Annotated in this window: 26 protein-coding genes; 15 read left to right on the forward strand and 11 right to left on the reverse strand. The window is 55.5% G+C overall.

The genetic code is table 11. The features are described from left to right. Nucleotide 1: 1 nt before the first annotated feature. The 4 genes from tssC to M5C01_RS29310 all read right to left on the reverse strand — a co-directional run bounded on the left by tssC (nt 2) and on the right by M5C01_RS29310 (nt 4,643). Nucleotides 2–1,501, reverse strand: a complete 1,500-nt coding sequence (tssC, locus tag M5C01_RS29295; protein ID WP_178130005.1) for a type VI secretion system contractile sheath large subunit — start codon at nt 1,499–1,501, stop codon at nt 2–4. A 26-nt stretch (nt 1,502–1,527) separates the two neighbouring features. Continuing rightward, complete coding sequence (tssB, locus tag M5C01_RS29300; RefSeq protein WP_152741872.1) at nt 1,528–2,034, reverse strand: type VI secretion system contractile sheath small subunit; 507 nt, start codon at nt 2,032–2,034, stop codon at nt 1,528–1,530. Between the two features lie 32 nt (nt 2,035–2,066). Next, on the reverse strand, nt 2,067–3,632 hold the full coding sequence (gene tssA / locus M5C01_RS29305; protein WP_178130004.1) for a type VI secretion system protein TssA: 1,566 nt from the start codon (nt 3,630–3,632) through the stop codon (nt 2,067–2,069). A gap of 540 nt (nt 3,633–4,172) precedes the next feature. Next, nucleotides 4,173–4,643, reverse strand: coding sequence for an FAD/FMN-containing dehydrogenase (locus M5C01_RS29310; protein ID WP_178130003.1), 471 nt, complete (start codon nt 4,641–4,643; stop codon nt 4,173–4,175). Nucleotides 4,644–5,200: 557 nt separating this feature from the next. Here M5C01_RS29310 and M5C01_RS29315 point away from each other — a divergent pair. The 6 genes from M5C01_RS29315 (at nt 5,201) to M5C01_RS29340 (ending at nt 9,810) form a co-directional block, all read left to right on the forward strand. After that, nucleotides 5,201–5,488 (forward strand): hypothetical protein, encoded by a 288-nt coding sequence (locus tag M5C01_RS29315; protein ID WP_178130002.1) that lies wholly within the window; start codon nt 5,201–5,203, stop codon nt 5,486–5,488. Beyond that, a complete protein-coding gene (locus M5C01_RS29320) occupies nt 5,469–7,133 on the forward strand; it encodes a ParB family protein (RefSeq protein ID WP_178130001.1) in 1,665 nt (554 codons plus the stop codon). The genes M5C01_RS29315 and M5C01_RS29320 overlap by 20 nt, the downstream gene beginning before the upstream one ends. Before the next feature lie 25 nt (nt 7,134–7,158). After that, nucleotides 7,159–7,710, forward strand: a complete 552-nt coding sequence (locus M5C01_RS29325; protein ID WP_178130000.1) for an STY4526/YPO1902 family pathogenicity island replication protein — start codon at nt 7,159–7,161, stop codon at nt 7,708–7,710. Between the two features lie 300 nt (nt 7,711–8,010). Then, nucleotides 8,011–8,823, forward strand: a complete 813-nt coding sequence (locus M5C01_RS29330; RefSeq protein WP_152741870.1) for a PFL_4669 family integrating conjugative element protein — start codon at nt 8,011–8,013, stop codon at nt 8,821–8,823. Nucleotides 8,824–8,827: 4 nt separating this feature from the next. Next, nucleotides 8,828–9,400 (forward strand): DUF3158 family protein, encoded by a 573-nt coding sequence (locus tag M5C01_RS29335; RefSeq protein WP_152741869.1) that lies wholly within the window; start codon nt 8,828–8,830, stop codon nt 9,398–9,400. 2 nt (nt 9,401–9,402) lie between these two features. Next, the gene (locus M5C01_RS29340) at nt 9,403–9,810 is read left to right on the forward strand and encodes a single-stranded DNA-binding protein (RefSeq protein ID WP_152741868.1); all 408 of its coding nucleotides are present in this window, start codon (nt 9,403–9,405) and stop codon (nt 9,808–9,810) included. Between the two features lie 134 nt (nt 9,811–9,944). Here the strand turns inward: M5C01_RS29340 and M5C01_RS29345 are convergent, their stop codons facing one another. Beyond that, complete coding sequence (locus tag M5C01_RS29345) at nt 9,945–10,502, reverse strand: DUF4347 domain-containing protein (protein WP_178129999.1); 558 nt, start codon at nt 10,500–10,502, stop codon at nt 9,945–9,947. A gap of 285 nt (nt 10,503–10,787) precedes the next feature. Between M5C01_RS29345 and M5C01_RS29350 the strand changes: the two genes are divergently transcribed. The 5 genes from M5C01_RS29350 to M5C01_RS29370 all read left to right on the forward strand — a co-directional run bounded on the left by M5C01_RS29350 (nt 10,788) and on the right by M5C01_RS29370 (nt 14,206). Next, on the forward strand, nt 10,788–11,579 hold the full coding sequence (locus M5C01_RS29350) for a DNA/RNA non-specific endonuclease (protein ID WP_152741867.1): 792 nt from the start codon (nt 10,788–10,790) through the stop codon (nt 11,577–11,579). A gap of 201 nt (nt 11,580–11,780) precedes the next feature. Next, entirely contained in the window at nt 11,781–12,119 is a 339-nt protein-coding gene (locus tag M5C01_RS29355; RefSeq protein ID WP_152741866.1) for a hypothetical protein, read from the forward strand. Between the two features lie 256 nt (nt 12,120–12,375). Continuing rightward, nucleotides 12,376–13,071 (forward strand): hypothetical protein, encoded by a 696-nt coding sequence (locus M5C01_RS29360; protein ID WP_152741865.1) that lies wholly within the window; start codon nt 12,376–12,378, stop codon nt 13,069–13,071. An 84-nt stretch (nt 13,072–13,155) separates the two neighbouring features. Next, nucleotides 13,156–13,530, forward strand: coding sequence for a hypothetical protein (locus M5C01_RS29365; RefSeq protein WP_248764430.1), 375 nt, complete (start codon nt 13,156–13,158; stop codon nt 13,528–13,530). Between the two features lie 100 nt (nt 13,531–13,630). After that, nucleotides 13,631–14,206, forward strand: a complete 576-nt coding sequence (locus tag M5C01_RS29370; RefSeq protein ID WP_248764431.1) for a hypothetical protein — start codon at nt 13,631–13,633, stop codon at nt 14,204–14,206. A 173-nt stretch (nt 14,207–14,379) separates the two neighbouring features. Here the strand turns inward: M5C01_RS29370 and M5C01_RS29375 are convergent, their stop codons facing one another. The 4 genes from M5C01_RS29375 to M5C01_RS29390 all read right to left on the reverse strand — a co-directional run bounded on the left by M5C01_RS29375 (nt 14,380) and on the right by M5C01_RS29390 (nt 16,705). Beyond that, nucleotides 14,380–14,745: a hypothetical protein gene (locus M5C01_RS29375; protein WP_152741864.1), complete on the reverse strand. Its 366-nt coding sequence runs from the start codon at nt 14,743–14,745 to the stop codon at nt 14,380–14,382. Between the two features lie 289 nt (nt 14,746–15,034). Beyond that, entirely contained in the window at nt 15,035–15,439 is a 405-nt protein-coding gene (locus M5C01_RS29380) for a DUF3592 domain-containing protein (protein ID WP_152741863.1), read from the reverse strand. A gap of 170 nt (nt 15,440–15,609) precedes the next feature. Next, nucleotides 15,610–15,906 (reverse strand): DUF3144 domain-containing protein, encoded by a 297-nt coding sequence (locus M5C01_RS29385; RefSeq protein ID WP_152741862.1) that lies wholly within the window; start codon nt 15,904–15,906, stop codon nt 15,610–15,612. Between the two features lie 34 nt (nt 15,907–15,940). Continuing rightward, nucleotides 15,941–16,705: a hypothetical protein gene (locus M5C01_RS29390; RefSeq protein WP_218586109.1), complete on the reverse strand. Its 765-nt coding sequence runs from the start codon at nt 16,703–16,705 to the stop codon at nt 15,941–15,943. Nucleotides 16,706–16,928: 223 nt separating this feature from the next. Here M5C01_RS29390 and M5C01_RS29395 point away from each other — a divergent pair, with 223 nt between their 5' ends. Further along, nucleotides 16,929–17,318 carry a hypothetical protein gene (locus M5C01_RS29395; protein WP_152741861.1) on the forward strand — a complete coding sequence of 130 codons (390 nt, stop codon included), beginning with the start codon at nt 16,929–16,931 and terminating at the stop codon, nt 17,316–17,318. A 110-nt stretch (nt 17,319–17,428) separates the two neighbouring features. Here M5C01_RS29395 and M5C01_RS29400 read toward each other — a convergent pair whose 3' ends face one another. Beyond that, nucleotides 17,429–18,118 carry an SOS response-associated peptidase family protein gene (locus M5C01_RS29400; RefSeq protein WP_152741860.1) on the reverse strand — a complete coding sequence of 230 codons (690 nt, stop codon included), beginning with the start codon at nt 18,116–18,118 and terminating at the stop codon, nt 17,429–17,431. Between the two features lie 103 nt (nt 18,119–18,221). On the opposite strand from M5C01_RS29400, the gene umuD reads away from it, so the two are divergent. The 3 genes from umuD (at nt 18,222) to M5C01_RS29415 (ending at nt 20,318) form a co-directional block, all read left to right on the forward strand. After that, nucleotides 18,222–18,650, forward strand: coding sequence for a translesion error-prone DNA polymerase V autoproteolytic subunit (umuD, locus tag M5C01_RS29405; RefSeq protein WP_152741859.1), 429 nt, complete (start codon nt 18,222–18,224; stop codon nt 18,648–18,650). Then, on the forward strand, nt 18,646–19,926 hold the full coding sequence (umuC, locus tag M5C01_RS29410; RefSeq protein ID WP_349292425.1) for a translesion error-prone DNA polymerase V subunit UmuC: 1,281 nt from the start codon (nt 18,646–18,648) through the stop codon (nt 19,924–19,926). The genes umuD and umuC overlap by 5 nt, the downstream gene beginning before the upstream one ends. Nucleotides 19,927–20,120: 194 nt before the next feature. Continuing rightward, entirely contained in the window at nt 20,121–20,318 is a 198-nt protein-coding gene (locus M5C01_RS29415) for a DUF1737 domain-containing protein (protein ID WP_152741857.1), read from the forward strand. 473 nt (nt 20,319–20,791) lie between these two features. On the opposite strand, the gene M5C01_RS29420 is transcribed toward M5C01_RS29415, so the two are convergent. Next, nucleotides 20,792–21,046 carry a hypothetical protein gene (locus M5C01_RS29420; RefSeq protein WP_178129998.1) on the reverse strand — a complete coding sequence of 85 codons (255 nt, stop codon included), beginning with the start codon at nt 21,044–21,046 and terminating at the stop codon, nt 20,792–20,794. Nucleotides 21,047–21,065 lie beyond the last annotated feature (19 nt).

Here is a 21,065-nt window from a genome sequence, read left to right on the forward strand (position 1 = left end):
GTTATTGCGCAGCGGCGTCGGAGGAGGCGTCTTTATCCAGTTTTCCCACCAGCGACAGGGTGAACTCGGCCCCCATGTACTTGAAGTGAGGGCGCACACTGAGGCTGACCCGATACCAGCCCGGCTCACCCTGTACATCGGTGACTTTGATTTGAGCGGCCCGCAATGGACGGCGACCTCGGACTTCGGCGTTCGGATTGTCTTGGTCGGCAACGTACTGACGGATCCATTTGTTCAGCTCTTGCTCCAGGTCGGTACGCTCCTTCCAGGAGCCGATCTGTTCCCGCTGTAGCACTTTGAGGTAGTGAGCCAGTCGGTTTACGACGAACAAGTAGGGCAACTGAGTTCCCAGTTTGTAGTTCAGCTCGGCGGCACGACCTTCTTCACTGATCCCGAACTCCTTGGCTTTCTGGACCGAGTTGGCGGAAAAGAAGGCGGCGTTGTCGCTGCCTTTGCGCATGGTCAGGGCGATGAAACCCTGGTCCGCCAGTTCGTATTCACGGCGATCCGAAACCAGCACCTCGGTGGGGATCTTGGTCTCGATCTCACCCATGCTCTGGAAGTGATGCAGAGGCAGATCCTCGACGGCGCCACCGCTTTGTGGGCCGATGATGTTCGGGCACCAGCGGTACTTGGCGAAACTCTCCGTCAGGCGGGTGGCAAAGGTGTAGGCGGTGTTGCCCCACAGGTAGTGCTCATGACTGGCGGCCACGTTTTCCTTATAGGAGAAACGGGATACCGGGTTTTCTTCCGGGTCATACGGGGAACGCAGCAGGAAACGGGGCAACGTCAGGGCGCAATAGCGTGCGTCCTCCTGCTCGCGGAAGCTCTGCCATTTGGCGAACTGCGGGCCTTTGAAGTGATCTTTCAGGTCCTTGAGGTCGGGCAGATCGCTGAAGCTGTCCAGACCGAAGAATTTCGGGCCGGCGGCGGCGATAAAGGGCGCGTGGGACATGCTCGCGACACTGGAGACGTATTGCAGCGTTTTGATATCGGGAGCACTGGGGTTGAAGAAGTAGTTGGCGATCAACGCCGCGACGGGCTGGCCGCCGAACTGACCGTATTCTGCGCTGTAGACATGCTTGTAGAGACCCGATTGAACGATTTCCGGGCTGTCCTCGAAGTCTTCGAGCAGATCCTGCTTGGACGCGTTGAGCATCTCCAGCTTGATGTTCTCGCGAAAGTCGGTGCGTTCCACCAACAAGTGCAGGCCACGCCAGGCGGACTCCAGCGACTGGAACTGCGGATGATGCAGAATCTCGTCCATCTGCTGGCTGAGCCTCTCATCGATTTGCGCGATCATGCGATCCACCAGTGCTTTTTTGACCGGCTCCCCCTGGTTCTGAGGTTTCAGCAGTTCCGCGATGAACGCAGAGACGCCGCGTTTAGCAATGGCATAAGCGTCATCTTCTGGCGTCAGTTTGGTTTCGGCGATGATGCGATCAAGAATGGTGGTGCTTTCTACGGGTTGAGCACGGACGGCAGCTGCTTGCTTACTCACGGTGTGGGCTCCTCGTTGTAATGGATTTAGGCAGTCGGAAGAATTTCAGCGGTCAGTCCGAGTTCGGCGAGCACACGGCCTCGATCCCCGACGTCTCCAAGGGCCTCTTCGATGGATTTACGGAAAGCGGGGGTATTGCCCAGTGGCCCTTTCAACGAGACGAGAGCGTCGCGCAATTCCATGAGTTTTTTCAGCTCCGGTACTTGCTCGACTAAGCAGGCAGGGCTGAAGTCTTTCATTGACTTAATTTCGAGGTTGATTGCCAGCTCGTCTTCGGTATTGTTCTCTAGCAGCCGATTCGGTACCGCAATGTCGAGGCTGAGTGTTTGTTTAGCTAAAACTTCGTCAAAGTTGTTTTTATCAATGCTGATCGGCTTACGATCTTCAATCTTTCGGTCGTCAGTCCGTTGAGTGAAATCGCCAAGCACAATGAGCTTTAAAGGGAGTTCGATCTCCTCCTTAACGCCATCAATGGCGGGCTTGTACGTCACATTAATGCGTTCTTTAGGGGCGATTGAGCCTTCTTTGGCCATCTCAGTTCTCCAGGTTGGGGTGTAGGAACGATTTAATTCAGTACGGCTTCAAGGTCGAAGTGGCACAGGAGTTTGTGCACTTGCTCTTTGCGTTCATTCAACGCATGGTTGGGTTCGAGTAACTCGCAGCAGTGACGCAGAAGGGTCAGCACTTGTACGTTAAGTTCGGGTTCCCAGTGCCGCAGTCCGGCAGACTGAAGGTGGTGGTCCAAGGCGTCGAGTTGAGCTTTTGCCAACTCATACTTGTGCGCACTTATGCATAGGCGCGCTTGCGCCAGTTGCCAGAGAAACCGTTCACGACCGAGTCCGGCCTGGCGCATGTTTTCTTTGAAGTGTTGTACGGCGTTCGTTAGCCCGGCCGAGCTCAACAGGCGCTGGCTTTCCTCCAGTGCTTGCTCCCAACCGATGCGTCCTGGCTCCGTTTGACGCTGTACCGTTTGAGTTGGAGTGTCCGCTTTCTTCCTGAGCGGCATCACGTGAGCGCGAATCCAAGCTTTGGTTTCGATATCCGCAAAGGGGGTGCCGTCATGGAAATGTAGCTCTTCGAGTCCTGGCACCCGTTGAAGCAGGAGGGCGAGTTGTATTTCGACTTCCTGTGCGGCCTGTTCGGCTTTCAGCGCTTTCAAACTCAGCGACGCCAGACGTTGACCGCTTAACCAGAACGGCGCGCGAACCAGGCTGGGCTCCAGCTCTGAAAGAAGCTGGGTGTATTGCGCCTGTTCAAAGCGTTCCAGGTAGCTCTTCAGCTTGTCAGACGGAATCCCCCTCAGCGAGGTGATCCGATCGGCGTTGTGTTCGGGGAGCGTTTCAATGGTCAGCCACAAGAGCGTGCGAGACAGGCGCAAGGCACGCTGGTCGCTGACTTTCTGCGTGAGCCAGTAAGTGCACAGAGGCTTGGACTGCTCCTGTATATCGCGCAGGGATTTCAGGGCGTCTTTTTCGTTGGCAAGCGGTTCGTTGGCGCTAAAGACGCGGGTTGCTATTTGCTTGACGTGGGTGATCGTTGACTCAATGACGCTTGGCTCCGGGTTCCCACGCTGGGCGCGCTCAATCAGGTCATCAAGCCGGTTGCACAGCGGGAGCAGCAAGGGGGCCTCGTCCCCTAAATGCGTGCAGAAATGTTGATCGAGCGTTCGAAGGTGCTCTGACAACTCACGGAAGACCGGCAATTGCTCGTTGATAACCGCGTGCTCGAATGAAGCCTGTTCGAGCCTCGAAAACAGCCAGTTCAAGGCTGCGACACGTGTCCGTGGTTTTTGCGGGTGCAACGTCTCCCAGTGAGCCGTGCACAGATGACGGAGAGCCCCCATGCCGGCGACCAGGCCGTGGTAGGACTCGCACTCGAACAGGCTCCAGACCAGCCACGACATCACGCGCAGATCCTTCGAGCGTGTCTCAATGAAAACTTCGCAGTGCTCCCGCACGTGGGTCCAATCGACGACGTTTGTACCGTGTAGGGATGTTGCTTTGGATATCTCGGACTCGATGTTTTCAAAGTCAGAAGAAAATCGTAGATCTTCACCAGCGAAGTTAATGTCATCGATGGTGGCGTTTGCTATCTGCAAGTACCGGCTGGATAGCAGTTTTAAATGATTCACCTTGAAAATCTTCCGTGATGTTGTTTAACCGCGGTATTGCATTAAACGTGTGGGCTGTGGTGGCGATGACATGGCACTGATGAGTCAGGGGGCGTATGTTGATTGGGGTTGATTATCTTGTCTGTAGGCCTTTTCGCTGTGTTCTGTGGGTTGTCATGTATGTTTTTGCAGGCCTAATGCTTTGTTGGATGAAGTATTGGAGGAAAAGTGTGTTTGGGCGGGTACGAATTTTCAGGCTTGGACGTTTACGGAAAGTTGAGATTTAGGCGTTAAAAAACGACCGATTGCGGTGCCGAAATCAGGGGGCGAGACCGTTAAAAAGCGGTGACTAGATTTCTTATACGGCCTGAGGAAGGTGGGTGAGCAGATTTATAAGCAGCACTTTATGTTGAGTAACGTCGATATTCCTTCGGTTGATAACGAAGGCTGGTCGATGGGGCGGTTTTAGAACCGGCCTTTCAGCTACTGGGCTCGGTTGGGGGAGTGTAAGGCGACAGTCCTGATCGGGTTGTTCAGGACGGCCTCAGGACGTGGAGGCGGTTATGGGGTTGCCACGTTATCCAGCGCTGCGCGCAAATCGGTGGCACTGGCGAATTCGCGTTGTGCCACCAACCGGCCGTTGTCCAGTTGCAGCCACAGTACCTTCTCTTCAGCGCCTGGGTAACGTGGCACCACGCGACTGTCGCGGTCGAGCATGACGCGGTAGTTGTAGTCACGCATGGCGGGAATGGCGAAGAGTTTGCTGACCAGCGCGGGCATGCGTTGGATATCCGCGATGAAGACAGTATGGCGGGCTTCCAGGAAGCCTTTGGGTTTGTCCTGCAAGGCGGCCTTGACCAGTTTGGCGCCGTCCATGGTGCGGGCGACCAACAGAACCTGGGTATGTGCATCCAGGCTATAGGGCTGGTCATATTGATCAAGCAAGGTCCAGGGGGCCAGGCGTTCGCCGACCTCTGTCGCCTGAGCCAGAACCGGCAGCAGGCTCAACAACAACGCAATTGCAACTCTCACTGTTCATGACCTCGTGGTTCAGGTTGTACTGATTGGCATTGTGCAGTGGCGCGGGGCTCATCACGTTTGGCGCAGCCACATCATCCATGAAGTCGCCTGTAGCAGCCCCGGGCAGCAGGATAGCAAGGTGGATTGCGGGCGTCCGCTTCCCGTGCCCATGAGGCTCAGTATTTCACCGCATCAAACATCAGCCTTGAGGCGTAACGGGAGCTCCGGCAGACGCACTCAGGTTCAAGCATCGACGTGTGATTACTTCGGGTACAGGTGTTGGGTTGCTCTTTTTTATCAGTGACCGTGGCGACATTTCCCCCATGGATTGATAACCGCTGTGCTTCTCACAATGAGCGCCTGCTTTTCTCTTTGATGAGGCGCTTTTACTGACAGAGACCTCTTAGGAAATGAACTAAAAATCAAGAGCGTCATTACGGAATGGATCCGATGACATGCACGATGACGCTCATAGACGATGGGTGCGGATTCGGATCTTGCAGGAGGAGAGTTTGGTGGGGCTGCTGAGTCATTCCTGCCACAAGGCGAAGTAGAAGGCGGTCGGCGCTGTGGGCGATCGCTACAACAGGGAGAATGCACAAATGGATTTGGGCCTTGATGAAAGCTTCGATGGCACCTGCACGGTGCTGTTCAAGCTCAGCAGGGAGTTCTTGGACCGCCGTGATTTCCTGTACGAACTGGCTTGCCGCCTGGAGGGCTGGACAGGGGTTGAGGTGTTGCGTGTTCAGCTCGAGGGATATTGCTATGAGCCTCAACCCGATTTTGAGGACTTGGCAGAGACTCTCGAGGTCTTTGAGGGACGACAAGGAAGAGACGATGACGGCGCGATTACCTGATCCCGTTGTCGACACCCCGATGATTGTGACGCTGGACGAACTGCGGGCCTATGAATACGACCCCCGGGTGAACCGCAACCCGCTGTATGACGAGATACGGGCTTCCATCCTCAGCCGTGGTTTGGACGCGCCACCACCCATCACCCGTAGGCCAGGAGAGGCGCACTTCATCATCCGCAACGGTGGTAATACGCGGCTGGCGATTCTCAATGATCTCTGGCAGGAAACCCGAGACGAGCAGTTCTTTCGTATTCACTGCTTGTTTCGTCCTTGGCCGGCTCGTGGGGAGATCGTTGCCCTGGCAGGGCACCTGACGGAGAACGACCTGCACGGTGGGCTGACCTTTATTGAGCGGGCGCTGGGGGTGGAGCGGCTGAAGGCGTTCTATGAACAGGAACTGGAGGCGCGGCTTTCCCAGCGGGAGTTGGCCAAGCGCCTTATGGCCGATGGTTACCCGGTTTCGCAGTCTCACATCAGCAAGATGCAGGACACGGTGCGCTATTTGCTGCCGGCCATTCCCAATACGTTGCACGCAGGCTTGGGTAAGCCCCAAATCGAAAAGCTGACTGCGCTGCGCCGGTTGAGTGAAAGAACTTGGTTGAAGTACGCGGGGGCAGTGGGGCAAGCGATGGATCACGCCCCCCTGTTCCAGGAGACTCTTACCCTGTTTGACCAGGGAGATTTCAGCTACGAACGTTTCCAAGATGAGTTGCTGCATAAGATGGCGCAGTTACTGGGGCAGGATTACAACGCGCTGAAACTGGACCTCCTTGAACCCGAACGTCAGGTGTCGCAACAGCATGCGATGGAGCTTTCCCAGACAACTCCATTGTTATCGCCGCAAGCAGGGCAGGCCACTGACAACGCTCCTGGGGTATCCGAGGTGCCGGCGTCTGGCAATCCTTTGAGGGTTGGCGAAGTGGTCCCGCCTGGGCCTTTGGGCGAGCTGCCGTTCACGCTCACGGCAGAGGAACAGCCTACAGGCCTTCAGGACCCTATAGGCTCGATCACACCGGAACAAATGCCCTGCACTGAAGTGGTCGGACCGCTGCAGATCAGTGACAACGGTGATGCGACAGCGGCTGTCGAGTCGATGCCTCAACCGTTCGTAGCCGTGCAGGTGGATGAACCCAATGGGGCGGTGGATTGTGACGATCTCGAAGGTGCTGTCGATGATCCTGAGGGTTTGCGCCAGGCGATTTTTGGTTTGGTGCGGGACATCGCCGATGAGGTGGCGCTAGCGCCTGAGTTCTTCTGCGCGAGGAACCAGGGTATCGGTTATCAGTGCATCTATCCGGTGGACTGGGGCAATGATTCGCTCACTATCACGCCAGAGGGGCTCACGCCTCAGGCGCTCATTCTCCTCAATCTCTTGGAGGGATTGAGCGACGGTTGTGGACTGGCCTCAGGGCCAGCACCACTCAGGGGCAACACTAATCTGGCGTTGCCCTTTGAAATGTCCGGCGACCGATTCTCGGTCAAGCTCGGGCAATTACTTCTGGGCGGTTTGCCGCTCAACGATCAGCCGGTGTCGAGACCAGAGCGTCTCAGTGATATCGCCCTGATCAAGCTGTTCCGGGTCATACGTTTGGCTCGGCGTCTTGTTGAACGACAGGAAGATCGACCTGTGAGTCAGGTTGTTTAATTACCATGGAATGGTGGAGGTACATGTGCTCCCTTTGAATTTGGCAGTCGCCTTTCAAGTTTTAGACAACATCAAAAATGGCCAACTGCGTAGCTGCCTGGCCATGGGGTTTGAAGAAAAGGACTTACAAACCCTGAGTGATCCTCACAACATGGTGGCCTTGGTGAACTCACCGGTCCCCTGGTTTAGGGTTATCGTGGATGGCACCATTGTCCAACGGTTGTTGGCCCATGCCAGAAATATGGATGAGGAGGGCATGATCCGGCGTGCGATCAGCTTGGGCGCGAGTACGGCCATGATCACTGAGCTCTTTGGTTTGCCACCCAAGGAGGTCGCTGTCCGGCGTGACATTCTGGGGATTGCCTGTCGTAAGGGACGCTTACCTAAAGTCGGCCCTGAGCATGAGGCCATTCTCCGGGAGCATTGGGCCAAACTCACGAAGGAGCAGAGTACCAACCTGCAGGATATGCGCTCCGTTTTGAAGGTAGCCATGCTGATGACTGAGCGAGAGTCAACGCAGAGTCTGGCGAAGGTCTGGAGCATTATCCAAAGCTGGATCACTCAAGACCTGCTGTGATCGCCAGCGGATCCTTCCACGGCTTTATCTCGGGGACCGCAGTGGGTCCCCGTTCGCCCTGGCAAGTGGGGAGCTGGGGGGAAGTTCTCCAGGTGATTCCACTGGAATCATACTGGCTTGGTGCTACTGAATTTTCAGTGAATCGGCACGCGGCTCGCCTGTCCCATCCCCCATCCTGCGAGTTCCGCTTCTCGACCTTCGCGCGTTAAAACGAATCATACGTAAACCTGTTTGTCGACTGACGCCTCGCCTGTTCCTGATGACACTGATGCCTTGACCTCAATCTATCAGGAGCCTTCCATGTCTAATCCATTTCCACTCAGTCTTGGTCCTTTGCGTAGCGCCATGGAGCTCACGCTTCACACTCACTACGCTGTTCGCATCTGGCAAGGCAGGCCGGCGGAACAGGAGAAGAGCAGCATCATCAGCCTCAACGGTTTTGTCAGCCTGGTGAACAAGATCAAGCGCGGGGCTGAGCAGGATGACCCTTACGCCGACTTTTGGATGATCCGTATCCACGAGAAACTCGTGCACTCGAAAGACGCGTTGACGCTGATTCGGGGGCAACTGGACGAGTTGATGAGATGTCTGCCCTCTGCAATGCAGGTGGGTGAAAACTTCAATGTTCACCCGGTCACGGTGCCGCTCTATATCAACACTCCGTTGGGCTTTTTGGCCGTCTACCTGCTGATTGACTACGACAACATCGCCCGCCAGTTGCTGTTGGCTAATCACACGGCTTTGATGGGGCGTCGAGATATGGAGCGCTGGATCAATGCGGGCGGGCATGTGTTGCGCAGCCTGTTTGGCTTGGCCCAGCAGTTCAAGTTTTCAGGGGTGACCCGTGAGGATTTCGCCGCCAACAATGCCGCGGCGCGTGAAGCTCGGGAGCGGTTTGGGGAGTTGCCGGCGGATGTGCTGGAGGGTACGCGTCGTTGCGAGTTTGCGCCTCAGATCATTCGGCGTCGGGTCAATGGCGAGGGACGGCTGGAGGCTGTTGAAAAAGAGATTGAGGGCGGGGCCGAGGTTGAGGATGCAGTGGGCGATGGCCAGGTATTTTCCATTGCGGGCTTGGCTGAGCCGGCGATGGGTTCCGAACGCGTGGGTGGGTGATGCCATGAGTATTTCAGGCGATACTTTTGCGGACGATCACTCGGCGGCGTCGGGCGTTGAGGCAGAACACATTGCCTTCCAGCCGCTGCAACACACTGCCTTCCAGGCATTGGAACACACAGCCTTCCTTAAAGGGCTTTTAAAGCCTTTTAAGGGTAAGGGGGAGCTGGTTGAATTCGGGGATGCGTGCAGTCAACTCACGGGCAGTCTGATCGAGTTGGCCATCCAGGGCGTACTGGCCCAAGCCGAGCGTTATCCGTTCACGTTGTTGCCCATTCGATTGACGAGACAGCCCACTGGAGCGGGCACAGTGTTCTTGCGTTGGAGCCGGGTGGATCGCAGCAAGATGGGCGTAGACCTGTGGGCGGAGTTGATCCGCGATGAGCGCACCGCGATTGGCCTGGTGCCCGAGCTTCATGCGCTGGAGCTACAGCGGATCGTGATCAACATGCAGATCAGCCTGACCCACAGCATTAGCCGTCAGGCGTTCCTGTGTGCTTGCAAGGTGGAGGTGGCTGACCAGGTTTATCGCCAGCGAATGGATCAAGACGTCAGTCATCACACGGAGGGGAACTAACCATGGCCACCAATTTTTGGGGTGAGGGCAACATCGGCACGGAGCCTGAGTTCAAGGAGATCTCCAACGGTAACAACGAGCCTTACCGGCTGCTTCGGTTGAATGTTTACTTCGATAATCCGATTCCGAAAAATGATGGCAAGTACGAGGATCGAGGCGGGTACTGGGCCGGTGTTGAGGTCTGGCACAAGGACGCTGAGCGCTATTCCGAGCTCTACTGTAAAGGGATGCGGGTGCTGGTCATAGGGCGAATGCTCATGGACAAGTGGGAGGACGACAAAGGTGTTGAATGTCGGGCCATGAAGGTACAGGCCAGTCGCGTGGGGATTTTGCCGCATCGTGTCGAGAGCCTTTCCATGATGGTGCCAGAACGTCCTGTGCCGGCTCCTGAGGCTGATGAGCCGGAATGACGGTGGAGACTTTGAGCTGGAGGGCAGTGGCCCCTTGGAAGGGCCGCTGCCGCTTTAATCAGTTCTTCTGTTTGATCGGTGCTCGCCAGTTCAAGGAGAGCACATCGCGTCGATCCTTCGGCAAAAGGCTGCCCTCACCAATATTGGTAGCGATGCCCGCGCTTGGTGACTTCCACTGGGTAGCTCCCCTTCGTACTCTCCCACACGCCGCCGCTGTTGACGGTGACGTTGACCGTTTCATCTCCCACGGTGTTGACCTGAACCTCGTTGTCGGCCGCGCGTACCGTGGCCTCTGTCGCCGCTGATATTTCCATCATGAAGGTCTTCCCGTGATCGCCCCCGGCCACGGAGCAAGAGATGAGTGATATCACGGCATTGTCCGCGAGGTAGGGCTTGATCGTCGTACCGAAGCTGGTGGGGTGAGTGTGTCGCGCGTGGTCGGTTTCGTAAGAGATGTCACAACCTGGTACATCGGACTCCGAGTGGCCGGAGATGGTAAGAAAGGCCGCGTGTGCGCCGTGCGTGCCAATAAGCAGCAAATCGACCGGCTGGGCTTTGATGAGGGCGGCGAGGAGGGTCGCGGGGTCGGGAGTGGCCGCCACGGAGGTGAAAGTGCTTGCAGAGAAGCGCTTTCGCATCACCTGGACGCAGTTCAAGTTGTCGTCGCTCGCAAAGTAAAGCACGTTTGGCATGAAGGATCCCTCCTCAAGATGCTTCATCCTGGGCATGGGGACTATCGTGCGTCAAGCCACTTTCCTTGGAACGTGGGCTGTTCGCCACTGTGATTCCACTGGAATCACTGCGAGCTTTTGCCGGTCGCTGAGCATTGCAGCGAAGAGGTGGTTTTTGTCGGGGGCGATAATCGTGGGGACAGGGAGCGGGCTCGAAACAGTGCGCAATAGATGCGGATAGAGGTGGCGTCTGGCCGTGGCCTACAATCAGCGCGTCATCCTCAGTTCACGTCATAAGGACATGTCATGCGAACGAATTTACTCTTGGGTAGGCTGTGTTTCTCCTTCCTGGTCATCTCGGGCTGTCAGAGCCCTACGCATGAAGCGCTTCGATCATCGGCTACCGTGGGGGCCTCCGTCGCCTCAAACATCGTTACGCTCGACAAGGGCGGCTTCGTACTGACGTATGACTGCACGAACCACACCGCGTTGCGTTATCAGTATGTGCTGACTGCCGATACCGGGTCGGTGCCGCGCCCCTCGTCGTTTCGTCTGGACCCGGATCTGCCCAGTGGCTGCGGTCAGCAGTCCAGTGCGGCGACTTACTCCAGTGTCGGTGGTTGGGACCGGGGACATCTCGTGACCTCCAACCACATGGATTACGACGAGACCTACATTCGACGAGCCAACTACATGACCAACATCGTGCCGCAGGTGGGCACCTTCAACCGCGGTATCTGGAAGCAGGCCGAGGAGGTTGCGGAGTGCTATCGGGATTTGGCGACGGTTCATGTCTATGGCGGTGTGGTGTACAGCGATCCGTCGAACGATTACTTCGTGGCCTCCCATGGCATCCGTACGCCGGACTATTTTTGGAAAACGGTCGTCACCACGAATGCGGCAGGAGAGACACAGGCCATCAGTTGGTACATTCCCAATCAGGCCGGCTTGGGCAATCTGGATACCTACATTCGAAGCATCAATGAGCTCGAAGCTGAGATCGGGACTGAGAACGTGAACATCCCAGTGTCGGCCAGTGTGAAGGCGCAAAGGCCGGCGGCTACGTGGCCTAAGCCGAGTGGGTGTGACCTCAGCTAGCAGAGGGAATTACGTGAGGGGCGGCGGTAGAGGGCTTTCTGACCTTCTGCTGGCATCGTCGGCTCCTCATAATGTTCATCCAAGTTTCACAGAAGGGCTACTCCTCATCATCGTGGCGATGTACTTTCGCCACGCTATGTTGTTTCAGCGTGCTGAACCTCACCCTGTTTTTCATCAGTCTGATAAAAGCCTGGATACCTTATGGACTTTCACCATTTGAAACGCTTGATCCAGGGGGAGACTGAATATGCGTCTCCTGTTGAGTTTCTCATTGAGGTACTGGAGGCTTCCGTCGAGCTAGTGTCGATTCCAGAGAATGAGTTCTGCTGGTCATATTGGGCCGATACGGAAGAAGCAACAGCGGAGCTGGAAGGCTTGATCCGTTTACTGAAAGCTGGGGTTCTGCCCGAAAGGATAAACGTTGCTGTTCTGTTTGCCCCCACAGGTCCACTGCAAGAAGTCAGTATGAGCAGCGGATGGGCGAACACCTTTCTGAAGGTTGCCGAAAAGTACGATGAGGCTGAAGCGTTGTTGTGGTGAGTGTGAGCCATTTTTTGTAGGGCCAAGAGGTCGGTTCGATTCAATAATCGCGTCCCGTTTTCATCGTTTCCGGCTCAAAAGCGCCAGTCCGCGTCGAGGACTCGGCCACCTTTGAAATGCACATTGTGGGTATGTTGTCATGGCTCTGCTTTGCGATCTGCGCTCGCGACAAGCGCCGCTGCGGTCGTTGCAGAACTCAAGAAACCCGTCCCGTGGGCGATATGCCACTCACCTACGTAATCGGTTTTCCAATCAAATGAAGAAGCTAATAATCGCAGTGTGCGCGCTCGCTTTGCTTTCCGGGTGTGTCACCAAGAGTCTGAGTGTTGAAGACCGTCAGCAAATCAAGACCATAAAAATTCTTCCGGTGTTTGTCGCGATAGACAACTTCAACTACACGAGTATGGATCAGGCCTGGGGCGCTGGCCTGGGCGCTGGTGCTGGCGCGGCCACTGGAATGGTCGCCGGTGTTTCGAACGCCAGGGCGAGCGCGTTGGCTGGCGTAGGTACAGTGGCGGGAACGAAAGCTGCCGATGTCTCGACCATGGACGTCTCTCGGGCAATCCGGAACAACATGCAAACCCACGACATTGACTTGGGCAGGCTGGTCCGCAAAAGCTTTGAAGATCGTGTCAAACGGGAGCATTTATTCACCATCGTCGCTGATGGCGAACAAGCAGATGCCGAGGTCGAACTCATGGTCACGCAGTGGGGGCTTTGCTTGAAGAACTTCAGCACCGTGTTGTACCCCGTTATTGGCGTCAACGGCGCCATGAAGCGCAACGGCACCTCAGTATGGCGAAATTTCGAAACTATCTCAGTATTCAATGACGCCAACACCACCGCCTACACCCCTGAGCAGTACGCGACTGATCCCGAAGCCTTGCGCACCGCCTTTACCAAAGTGTCTGACCTGGTGATCGGTAGTCTGGTGGAGGACATGAAGAAATAATCTATTGCCGAACGGGCGACTCGTTGGGGGCTGTGTCTATTCAGGTGAGAGATGGGGCTTGTGAGTGCGCACAGTTTGGCTCATATGGCATCTGAGCCGTCTGTGCCATGGGCCGTAAACAGGCAGATCGTTTTTTCCGTAATCGAAGGGTTATTTGAAATGCATCACCGGAACAAGGACTTGAGGGCCGATTTCATCGAGGTACTTGATGAGGTCTCCACACTGATGTCCATGGCATACGAACAGCTCGGCCCTGTGCCTGAGGATCATGCATTGGCTCAGGCCGGTTTAGAGAATGGGAGGGAGGCTGTTCTAGATTATGTTGATCATAACGAGGCTAGCTTGGCGTTCGAGCACCTGCTTTACATGATTGATGAGCCGCCCCTCGTGATCTCTAAAAAATGCAGGGTTGTTTTAGCTCGGATTGCGACGACCTTGGAGATGCCGTTCAACGAATAATGGCGATTCCTGTTTGTTACGACCGATTGAAAGCGGCCCGCGGCTGCCTGTGATAAGCGTTGATTACGAGACGTCTTCTCCGTGGATGCGCGAGACTGACGTGATTCAAAAAACACCCTTTGTGCGGTTCATTTTCGATGCGAGAGGCTATAACCTGCGAGCCTTTCATCACGGGTTCTCCACGGCAAATATGGACATCAACCTACTCACCGAATCCATGCTGGGTCACTGGGAAGCCGGTCCTGGTGTATGGCAATGTGAGTATCAGTTCGGGCGATTGCTGATTTACGTTGAGCACCGCAAAGGCGAGTTGCCGGATGAGCGTCTGCTCGATGCTCAACGGGTCGTCCAGGCCGTTTGGGATGATCTACCTGAGGCGTTGGCTTTTGCCGTGCAGCACTGCAAACCGCGAATGCCTGAGTTGTGGCGACTCTATGACCGCGATACCCAGCTGTGCTCGCCGTTGTCCGTATTCTCGATTCATTTCTGCCTCGACGACCCCCATCCGTCCTATGTCGTTTCGATGAACCCGGATTTCGATTGGGATCGTCTGGTGATCGGAGAGGATGATAGGGGGGAGGCGTGCGCTATCAGCCTGGCTCAGTATGAGCCGGCGGATTCGTTCTGGCTCAATATCCAGCGTTTGGGCTTCCGGAGTTTCAGGTGTGATGATTGACGCTCTACTAGTGGGGCGCCCACTCCATTTTTTCTGCTTAGCTGTGTTCTTTAAACAGTACTTCAAACCCTTCCAGCGCAGCACGGAAGTCTCCTGGGGCGAAGCTCGCCGGTTGGCTTTCGGTAATGCTATTGTTGTATTTTGCCATAGGGGTATTAAGTGTGGTGCTATAATTATAAATTCCTGTATTTATATGCCATAGAGGGGCGTCCTATTATCCATTCTGTCGGGCCGCTTCCCCATCCATAATTTTCTCCATAAAATACAAAGTACTTCCCTTCTATTTTCAAGTTTTCAAATATATTCCTTAGTTCGGTCTTCAGTTTTTTTACAATTGTCAGGTCTAGTTCGTTTTCTTCGAATTCTATTAGGTGTGTGTTGTCTGGTATTTCAAAAGGGTAGAGCATTTTTCCTTTTTTTATTTTGTAGAGACCAAGTTCCTTTACTTGATTCAAGATTTCTCTATATGACTGAATTTCTCCGTGAGCATTTTTTGTCGGGTTTTTGATATCAAATGTGATAATTACAATATAGCTCATTGTTAAAGCTCTCCTTGAGTCTGTTTGCAATGTGCGGATGTAGGTCCGACTGACGATAGCCTAGTGCCACTCCTAAAGGGAAGAACAATAGGTTCTGGCTCAATATCCAGCGTTTGGGCTTCCGGAATTTCAGGTGCGATGATTGACGCACAGCCGGGGCCGCACATCCATTTTTGCCTTCGAGTCTCGCCTTCGATGAATTGCCTCATGGTTGTTCCCACAGCGGTTTCGACGATCAGAAAGTTAGACAATCGCAGGCGGACCTGCAGCCGCCATCCTGCTTTCCGGGTCAACGAAACAGGCGTGTCAGATCCTCACTCAGTTGCGCAAACCGGTTTTTGATGAAATCGAGCGGATGTACCCGCTCGCCAATGCAGCAAACGTCGGGGTCGGCCTTTGCGTACCAGACTGGGACGCTATCACCCATGTTGTAACGCGCAACGGCGTCCAGCAGTTTGCGTCGTGAATTGGCATCAAGGGTTTCGTCCCAGGTTTTGTGAAGGCGCTGGCCCTCGGCGCTGTAGCTGAAGGTCAGAAGGGCGCTGCCTCCGCGCCCTGGCTTTCCTTCAACGTAGGTGATCTGGCCTTCGACGATAGAGCCTTCGGTCATGCGCAGAATTCGAATCATCCGCCACAGGCTCAATAGGGTGCCCACTACCGCTGCGAAAACCTTTAACAACAGAACATAAGTCATAGCGCGAGCGATCCTTGCATAGCGGAGGTGTTGTGTGATTATTTCTTGATTGGCGGATGGATACCACCGCAGGCGTAATTTCTGCCGCCTTGCGGAAGGCCTTTGAGTATCTGCCACGTTTTCACACCGCCTGGACTCAGGGCGGGCGATCACCAAAGGCGACGGATCATTTAAGCGTTTGCCGTCTTCATGTATTTGGTGAAATTGTTGATATGGTCGTCGAGATTGTCCTCGAGCATCATCCGGTACTGCTCGCAGAAATAGTTCAGCATCGCCTCGCGAGCCTGAGCCATTTCCGCACCAGATTTGAAGCCGCGAGCGCTTACCCAAGCATTGAATCGGGTGGTGCCAAACATCATCGATGCGCTTACCTTGCCAAGGTTTTCAAACGCCTTAAGCTGTTCGTTCGACAAGTGTATGTGCGCGTCTGCACGGTCATAGAACGATTCGTCAGTGCTTTCTGTCATTGCTCGATACCTTTTTGATCATTTTTAGATTGTTTCATAGCGGGTCGACTTCGCCTGTCGTGATCGGCAGAAGTCTGTGGGCCTTACCTTGGTCAGTGCGCGTTTTCTGCCGTTCCCAGGCCAGCTTTATCGCCTCAACGTTAGGCACAAACCTGGACATATGCCGAATCCCAACAACCGGCACCTTCCGCTCGCCAATGGTGGCGGTGAACCCATAAGTTGCCCAGTAGGAGGATGCGTCAATATGATCCAGCGTTTCTCCATCGCCAAATGCCTCCCACAGAATCCTGGCAGCCGATGGGCTTCCCAACCCATTGCTGTAAGCAATGATTAACTCCGGCTCAGCGAGCGGAATCGTCACCCGTTCGAAGAAGCTCATCGATTTGCGCGTCAGCGATTCCAGGCTCTGTGCGGAAGATTGTCGTGCAACCTTTACGATCGATGCAGCATCCTGGGAGCACAGTAGCAAGGCGTTGGTATAGAGGGTGTCGCGCCAGTCAAAGCCGAGTGCAGCAGGTAGTTTGGTCAGTCGCCGGGCGAGGGTCTTCGGCCCCCAACCGCCTTCCAGGCCATAGGCCACATTGGAGAACTCAGGTTGTTCGTAGTCTGCGTGTACCGCGCCGGCGTTGGTATGGACGGCATCGGCAAGGGAGCCATTGAAGCCGACCATAATTAAGCGCTTGCGGTTCGGTGGTGCGGCAAGCAACTCAAAGGCGCAGTCGAATGGTCGAGCGGCGAAATCACCGATGGCGAGGTCGTTGAGGACCTCAATAATATGGTTGCGGGTTTGCAGGAGCATGAGTCCATCCAGTTGGCATAGACGAATAATGGCATGGTAAGGGCTACCGAGTAGAGCTGTTGCGGCAAGTTCTGAAAAAAACAGGCGCTCTCGATCATCGCCTGCATACTGATGTCTGTTCTAGGTGTGTTGGCCGGACGTACATGGGACGAAAAAATGGTTCGATACTCCGATGTTTAGGACAGAATGAGATCTTCCCTTGGACTCTTCGGCGCTACCCAGCATGGACGACTCTCGTTTCACTCCGGAGCAGGTGGCTTCGCGATCTGGTATTGCTCAGACAGATAAGCAGGTGAGGCATTGGCTTGCGGGTCTTCCAATCGCAGAGAGAGTCGATTTTCTGAAGCGCCTGTGGCCACTGAACTATCGGTACTCACTCAAACTGCTCCAAGCGGCACAACTGCCCAGGCATGAAAACGAGTACCTCTTCAGGCACTGGCTGCGTGCTGGTCATCACAATACTGCGCAGGAGCTCATCAAGCGGTTGTCGCCGGTTCTGGGGGAAAGAAAGTTCTGGCAGGTCGCTTCGCAAGAGAAGCTGTCACCCACGATGCGAGAGCTCATGAACTACCACAGCTGCGGGTGCCTGGATTCGCAACCCGACGAAAAGTAGATCGTCTTCTTTCCAGCGGATTTTTTCCGCGCATCCAACTGCCAAGTTTTGAGCGTTACCTCCGCTAGAGAGGCTGCTGCCTGAGGGGAGAGGCGGTGGCAGGTTCCCCATCACTCTACGGGCAGTATCAGCTCCGCTCCCTGATTTTTGACGTTTCCTACCGCAGTGCCCACGGGGTACCACTCAAACGCGTCGACGGGCAGGCATAGGTTTTTCGCGATGTCTTCTGCGCGTGCTGGCGAGAGCTCGGGGTCGAGCCATTCCCGGGCGTGTTCCGGCGCCAGTACCAACGGTCGCCGATCGTGAATGTCGACCATGCCCTGGTCGCTGGCGGCGGTGATGATGACAAAACCATCACCCTCGTGAGGTTCAAGCCCAGGGTGAACCTGGGCGAGGGCTGCGAAGAACATCGGTGCCTGGCTCTTCAACCGAATGAAGTACGGTTGCTTCTTCTTCGGGTTATTGGGATCTTTCACCCACTCGTACCAACCGTCGGCCACCACCAGTGCTCGCCCGTTTGGCCAGAGCTGTTTGAAGAACTTGCCAGTGGTGACCGTCTCGACGCGTGCATTGATGGGGTCAGGTCGTTTGCCCTTGGCCCAGAAGGGTGCCCAGCCCCAGTGCACTGGATCGATCCGCAGACCTTCCTCAACGCTGTGCAGGATCAACACTCGGGTAGTGGGGGCGATGTTGTAGCGGGCGATGGGTTCATTGTCGTAGCCGCTGATGACGTCCTGCTCGGCCTCAAGCTCGCGCAGGTAATCCGCCATGCCCTGGTACTGCGCAAATCGTCCGCACATGCTGACCACCTCCGCTTGTCGCAATCCCCCTCAATGGAATTGACCGCAAGGCTCCTACAACGTTAACTGTATATTCGTACAGGTATTTCGGAAGTCGTGCGTCATGAGCTTTACCATTCTAGGCCCTCTCGCAGAAGGCGGTGTCGCGCTGCCTATGTGTTCCTTCAAAGTGCCGGCGGGTTTCCCGTCGCCGGCCGCTGACCATATCGAGCAACAGATCTCACTGGACGAGCTTTTGAACATACGAGCGCCCCATGTGTACCTGGTGTCGATTGAGGGAGACAGCATGCAGGGCGCTGGGATCTTCGATGGAGACCTGGCCGTGGTGGACCGGTCTATGGAGCCGCTGCACGGGCACATCGTCGTTGCACTGCTGAACAACGACCCGGTCTGCAAGCGGCTATGCAAACAGGGGCCCGAGGTCATCCTGAAATCGGAGAACCCCCGGTATCCGTCCCGTTACGTCATGGAAGGCGATGAGCTGTCGATCTGGGGGGTAATTACCTTCAGTGTGCGCAGCCATGCCCATTAAGGCCCCAGAGCCGGTCTTCGCGCTGATCGACTGCAACAGCTTCTATGCCAGCTGCGAGCGGGTGTTCCGGCCTGACCTCGCGCATACCCCCATCGTGGTGCTGAGTAACAACGACGGTTGTGTGATTGCCCGCTCCGCGGATGCCAAGCCTCACATCAAGATGGGCGAGCCGTATTTCCAGATCCGGGACAAGCTCCGTCAACACGGCATCGTGCCGTTCTCCTCGAACTATGCGCTGTACGGAGACATGAGCCAGCGGGTCATGACCGTGATCGAGTCCATGGTGCCGGCCGTGGAGGTCTACAGCATCGATGAGGCGTTTGCTGAGCTCACCGGCATGACTGAGGACCTGGAGCTGCTGGGACGCCGTATACGCGCCCAGGTGCTCAGGAGTACCGGCATTCCGGTGGGGGTGGGCATTGCTGGTACCAAGACCCTCAGCAAACTGGCCAACCACGGTGCAAAGAAGTGGCAGGCGCAGTTGGGCGGTGTTCTGGATGTCCGGGCACCGAGCCGCCGGGAGAAGTTGCTCAAGGCTTGCGACGTCTCGGATGTCTGGGGCATTGGCCGAAAGATGACGGCGCACCTGGAAGGGATGGGCATCAGAACCGCCTGGCAGCTCTCACAGGCCGATCCTTGGGTGCTGCGCAAGCACTTCAGTGTGGTGATCGAAAAGACCGCCCGTGAGCTGGCAGGGACGCCGTGCCTGGAGCTGGATGAGCCCGACGCGCCCAAGCAGGAGATCTGCTGCAGCCGGATGTTCGGCAGGCGGCTGAAGGAACTGCCATCGATCAAAGAGGCCGTGGCCACCTACATGATGCGGGCTTCGGAAAAGCTCAGGGCTCAGCAGTCGCTGTGCAAGAAGATCCGGGTGAGCATTCGGACAGGGATGTTCAACCCGGAGGAGGCCAAGTACGCCAATGGGGTGGTGATCGATCTGCCGTACCCCACGGACGACGTGCGCTTGCTCACGAAAATGGCGGTGGACGCCCTCGACCAACTCTTTCGGCCCGGTTTCAAGTACAGCAAGGCCGAGGTCCTACTGCTCAATCTCTGTCAGCAGGGCGAGTACACCGATGATCTGTTCGCCGCCTCTCAACCCGCCAACACCTCGAAAGTGATGACCGTGCTGGACCAGATCAACAACCGATGGGGCAGGGGAACGCTGCGCGCGGCCAGCGTCCCCCTGAACCCCGAGTGGGGCATGCGTCGGGAGATGATGAGTCGCAGCTTCACCACGCGGCTGGATCAGTTGTGGAGGGTGTCGTGCTACTGAGTGTTGGAGTCACTGGAAATCGCTATCATCGAACAAAAGCAGTTCTTGCTTCTGTAGCGGCTACACCGATGTACTACCTGTCGGTGGAGCTCATTGCCAGTGAAAATACTAGGATGTTGAGTCCAGACTACCCTGGCCAGACGCGCCCCCGTGTGCCAGGGAAACTCCCCCCCATTATCGAAGGACATTGATGAATGAGCCTACCCCCGGAAGGTCTTCCCATTTATCGAGTACTGACTGGCCCCGATGACGCCTCCTTTTGCCACCGCGTCAGGGACGCCTTGAGCATGGGATACGCGCTGCATGGTTCTCCTGCACTCACGTTCAATGGGCAACAGGTGATCGTTGCGCAGGCAATAATCTGGTCCGGAGGCGCTACCTCTACCAAATAGTCAGCGTCTATCTCCTGGCGACTTATTGGGCTACGTGCTGTCCTGACCGAATTGTCCTTCAGGGGATAGTTGAGGGTAGTAATCGGCCCGGGGGTGTGTAAAAAACGTTCGGACGTCGCCGGGGTAAAATACCAATGTTTGTTGACTGAGTGATAATCAGGGAGCGGCTTGGTTGCTCGAATGCCGACTTGCTGCTGGTCAATGTTAACGAGGACGACCTTGAAGATAGTGAAAACCACTCGTTTTGATGATGTCGATCATAACTTGGGATATGCGTATCATGGCTGTAGCTACGTCATTCAAAACGCGGAACATGTGTTTTTTATCAGAGTTTACGATGACGAACCCTGCAAGGCAACGGTCATACGCCCAACTAAAATACCCGAGAAAAACAGCCTCAGGGATCTGGTTGCGTTCTTACAGTCCGAGCTAGGTGTGTCCAGAATTGCTTTCTATAAGGGCGACCTGGGGAGCTACGCTGACATTGATCTCGTTAGCTTGGCATTTCGTCCTGCTTGAGTCTGGTAGTGGCGTTCAGCAAGAGGTTTACGCGCTCTGGGCCAAAGAATGGCATTCACGACCCTCTGATCGGTCGAGTGCAGTTCGAGCATTTCGTCACTGTCTTGCTTAATGACCTCCATCTGTTCGAACCCGCGATCCGCCATCAGGTAATGCAGAGTATTGTCGGAGACGATATCACCATCTACAAGAATGCCGGCGGTGCGCATCTCGACAAGGTCGTAGGTC

The organism is Pseudomonas sp. MWU12-2319, assembly GCF_023242525.1.
Lineage (GTDB): Bacteria > Pseudomonadota > Gammaproteobacteria > Pseudomonadales > Pseudomonadaceae > Aquipseudomonas > Aquipseudomonas gingeri_D.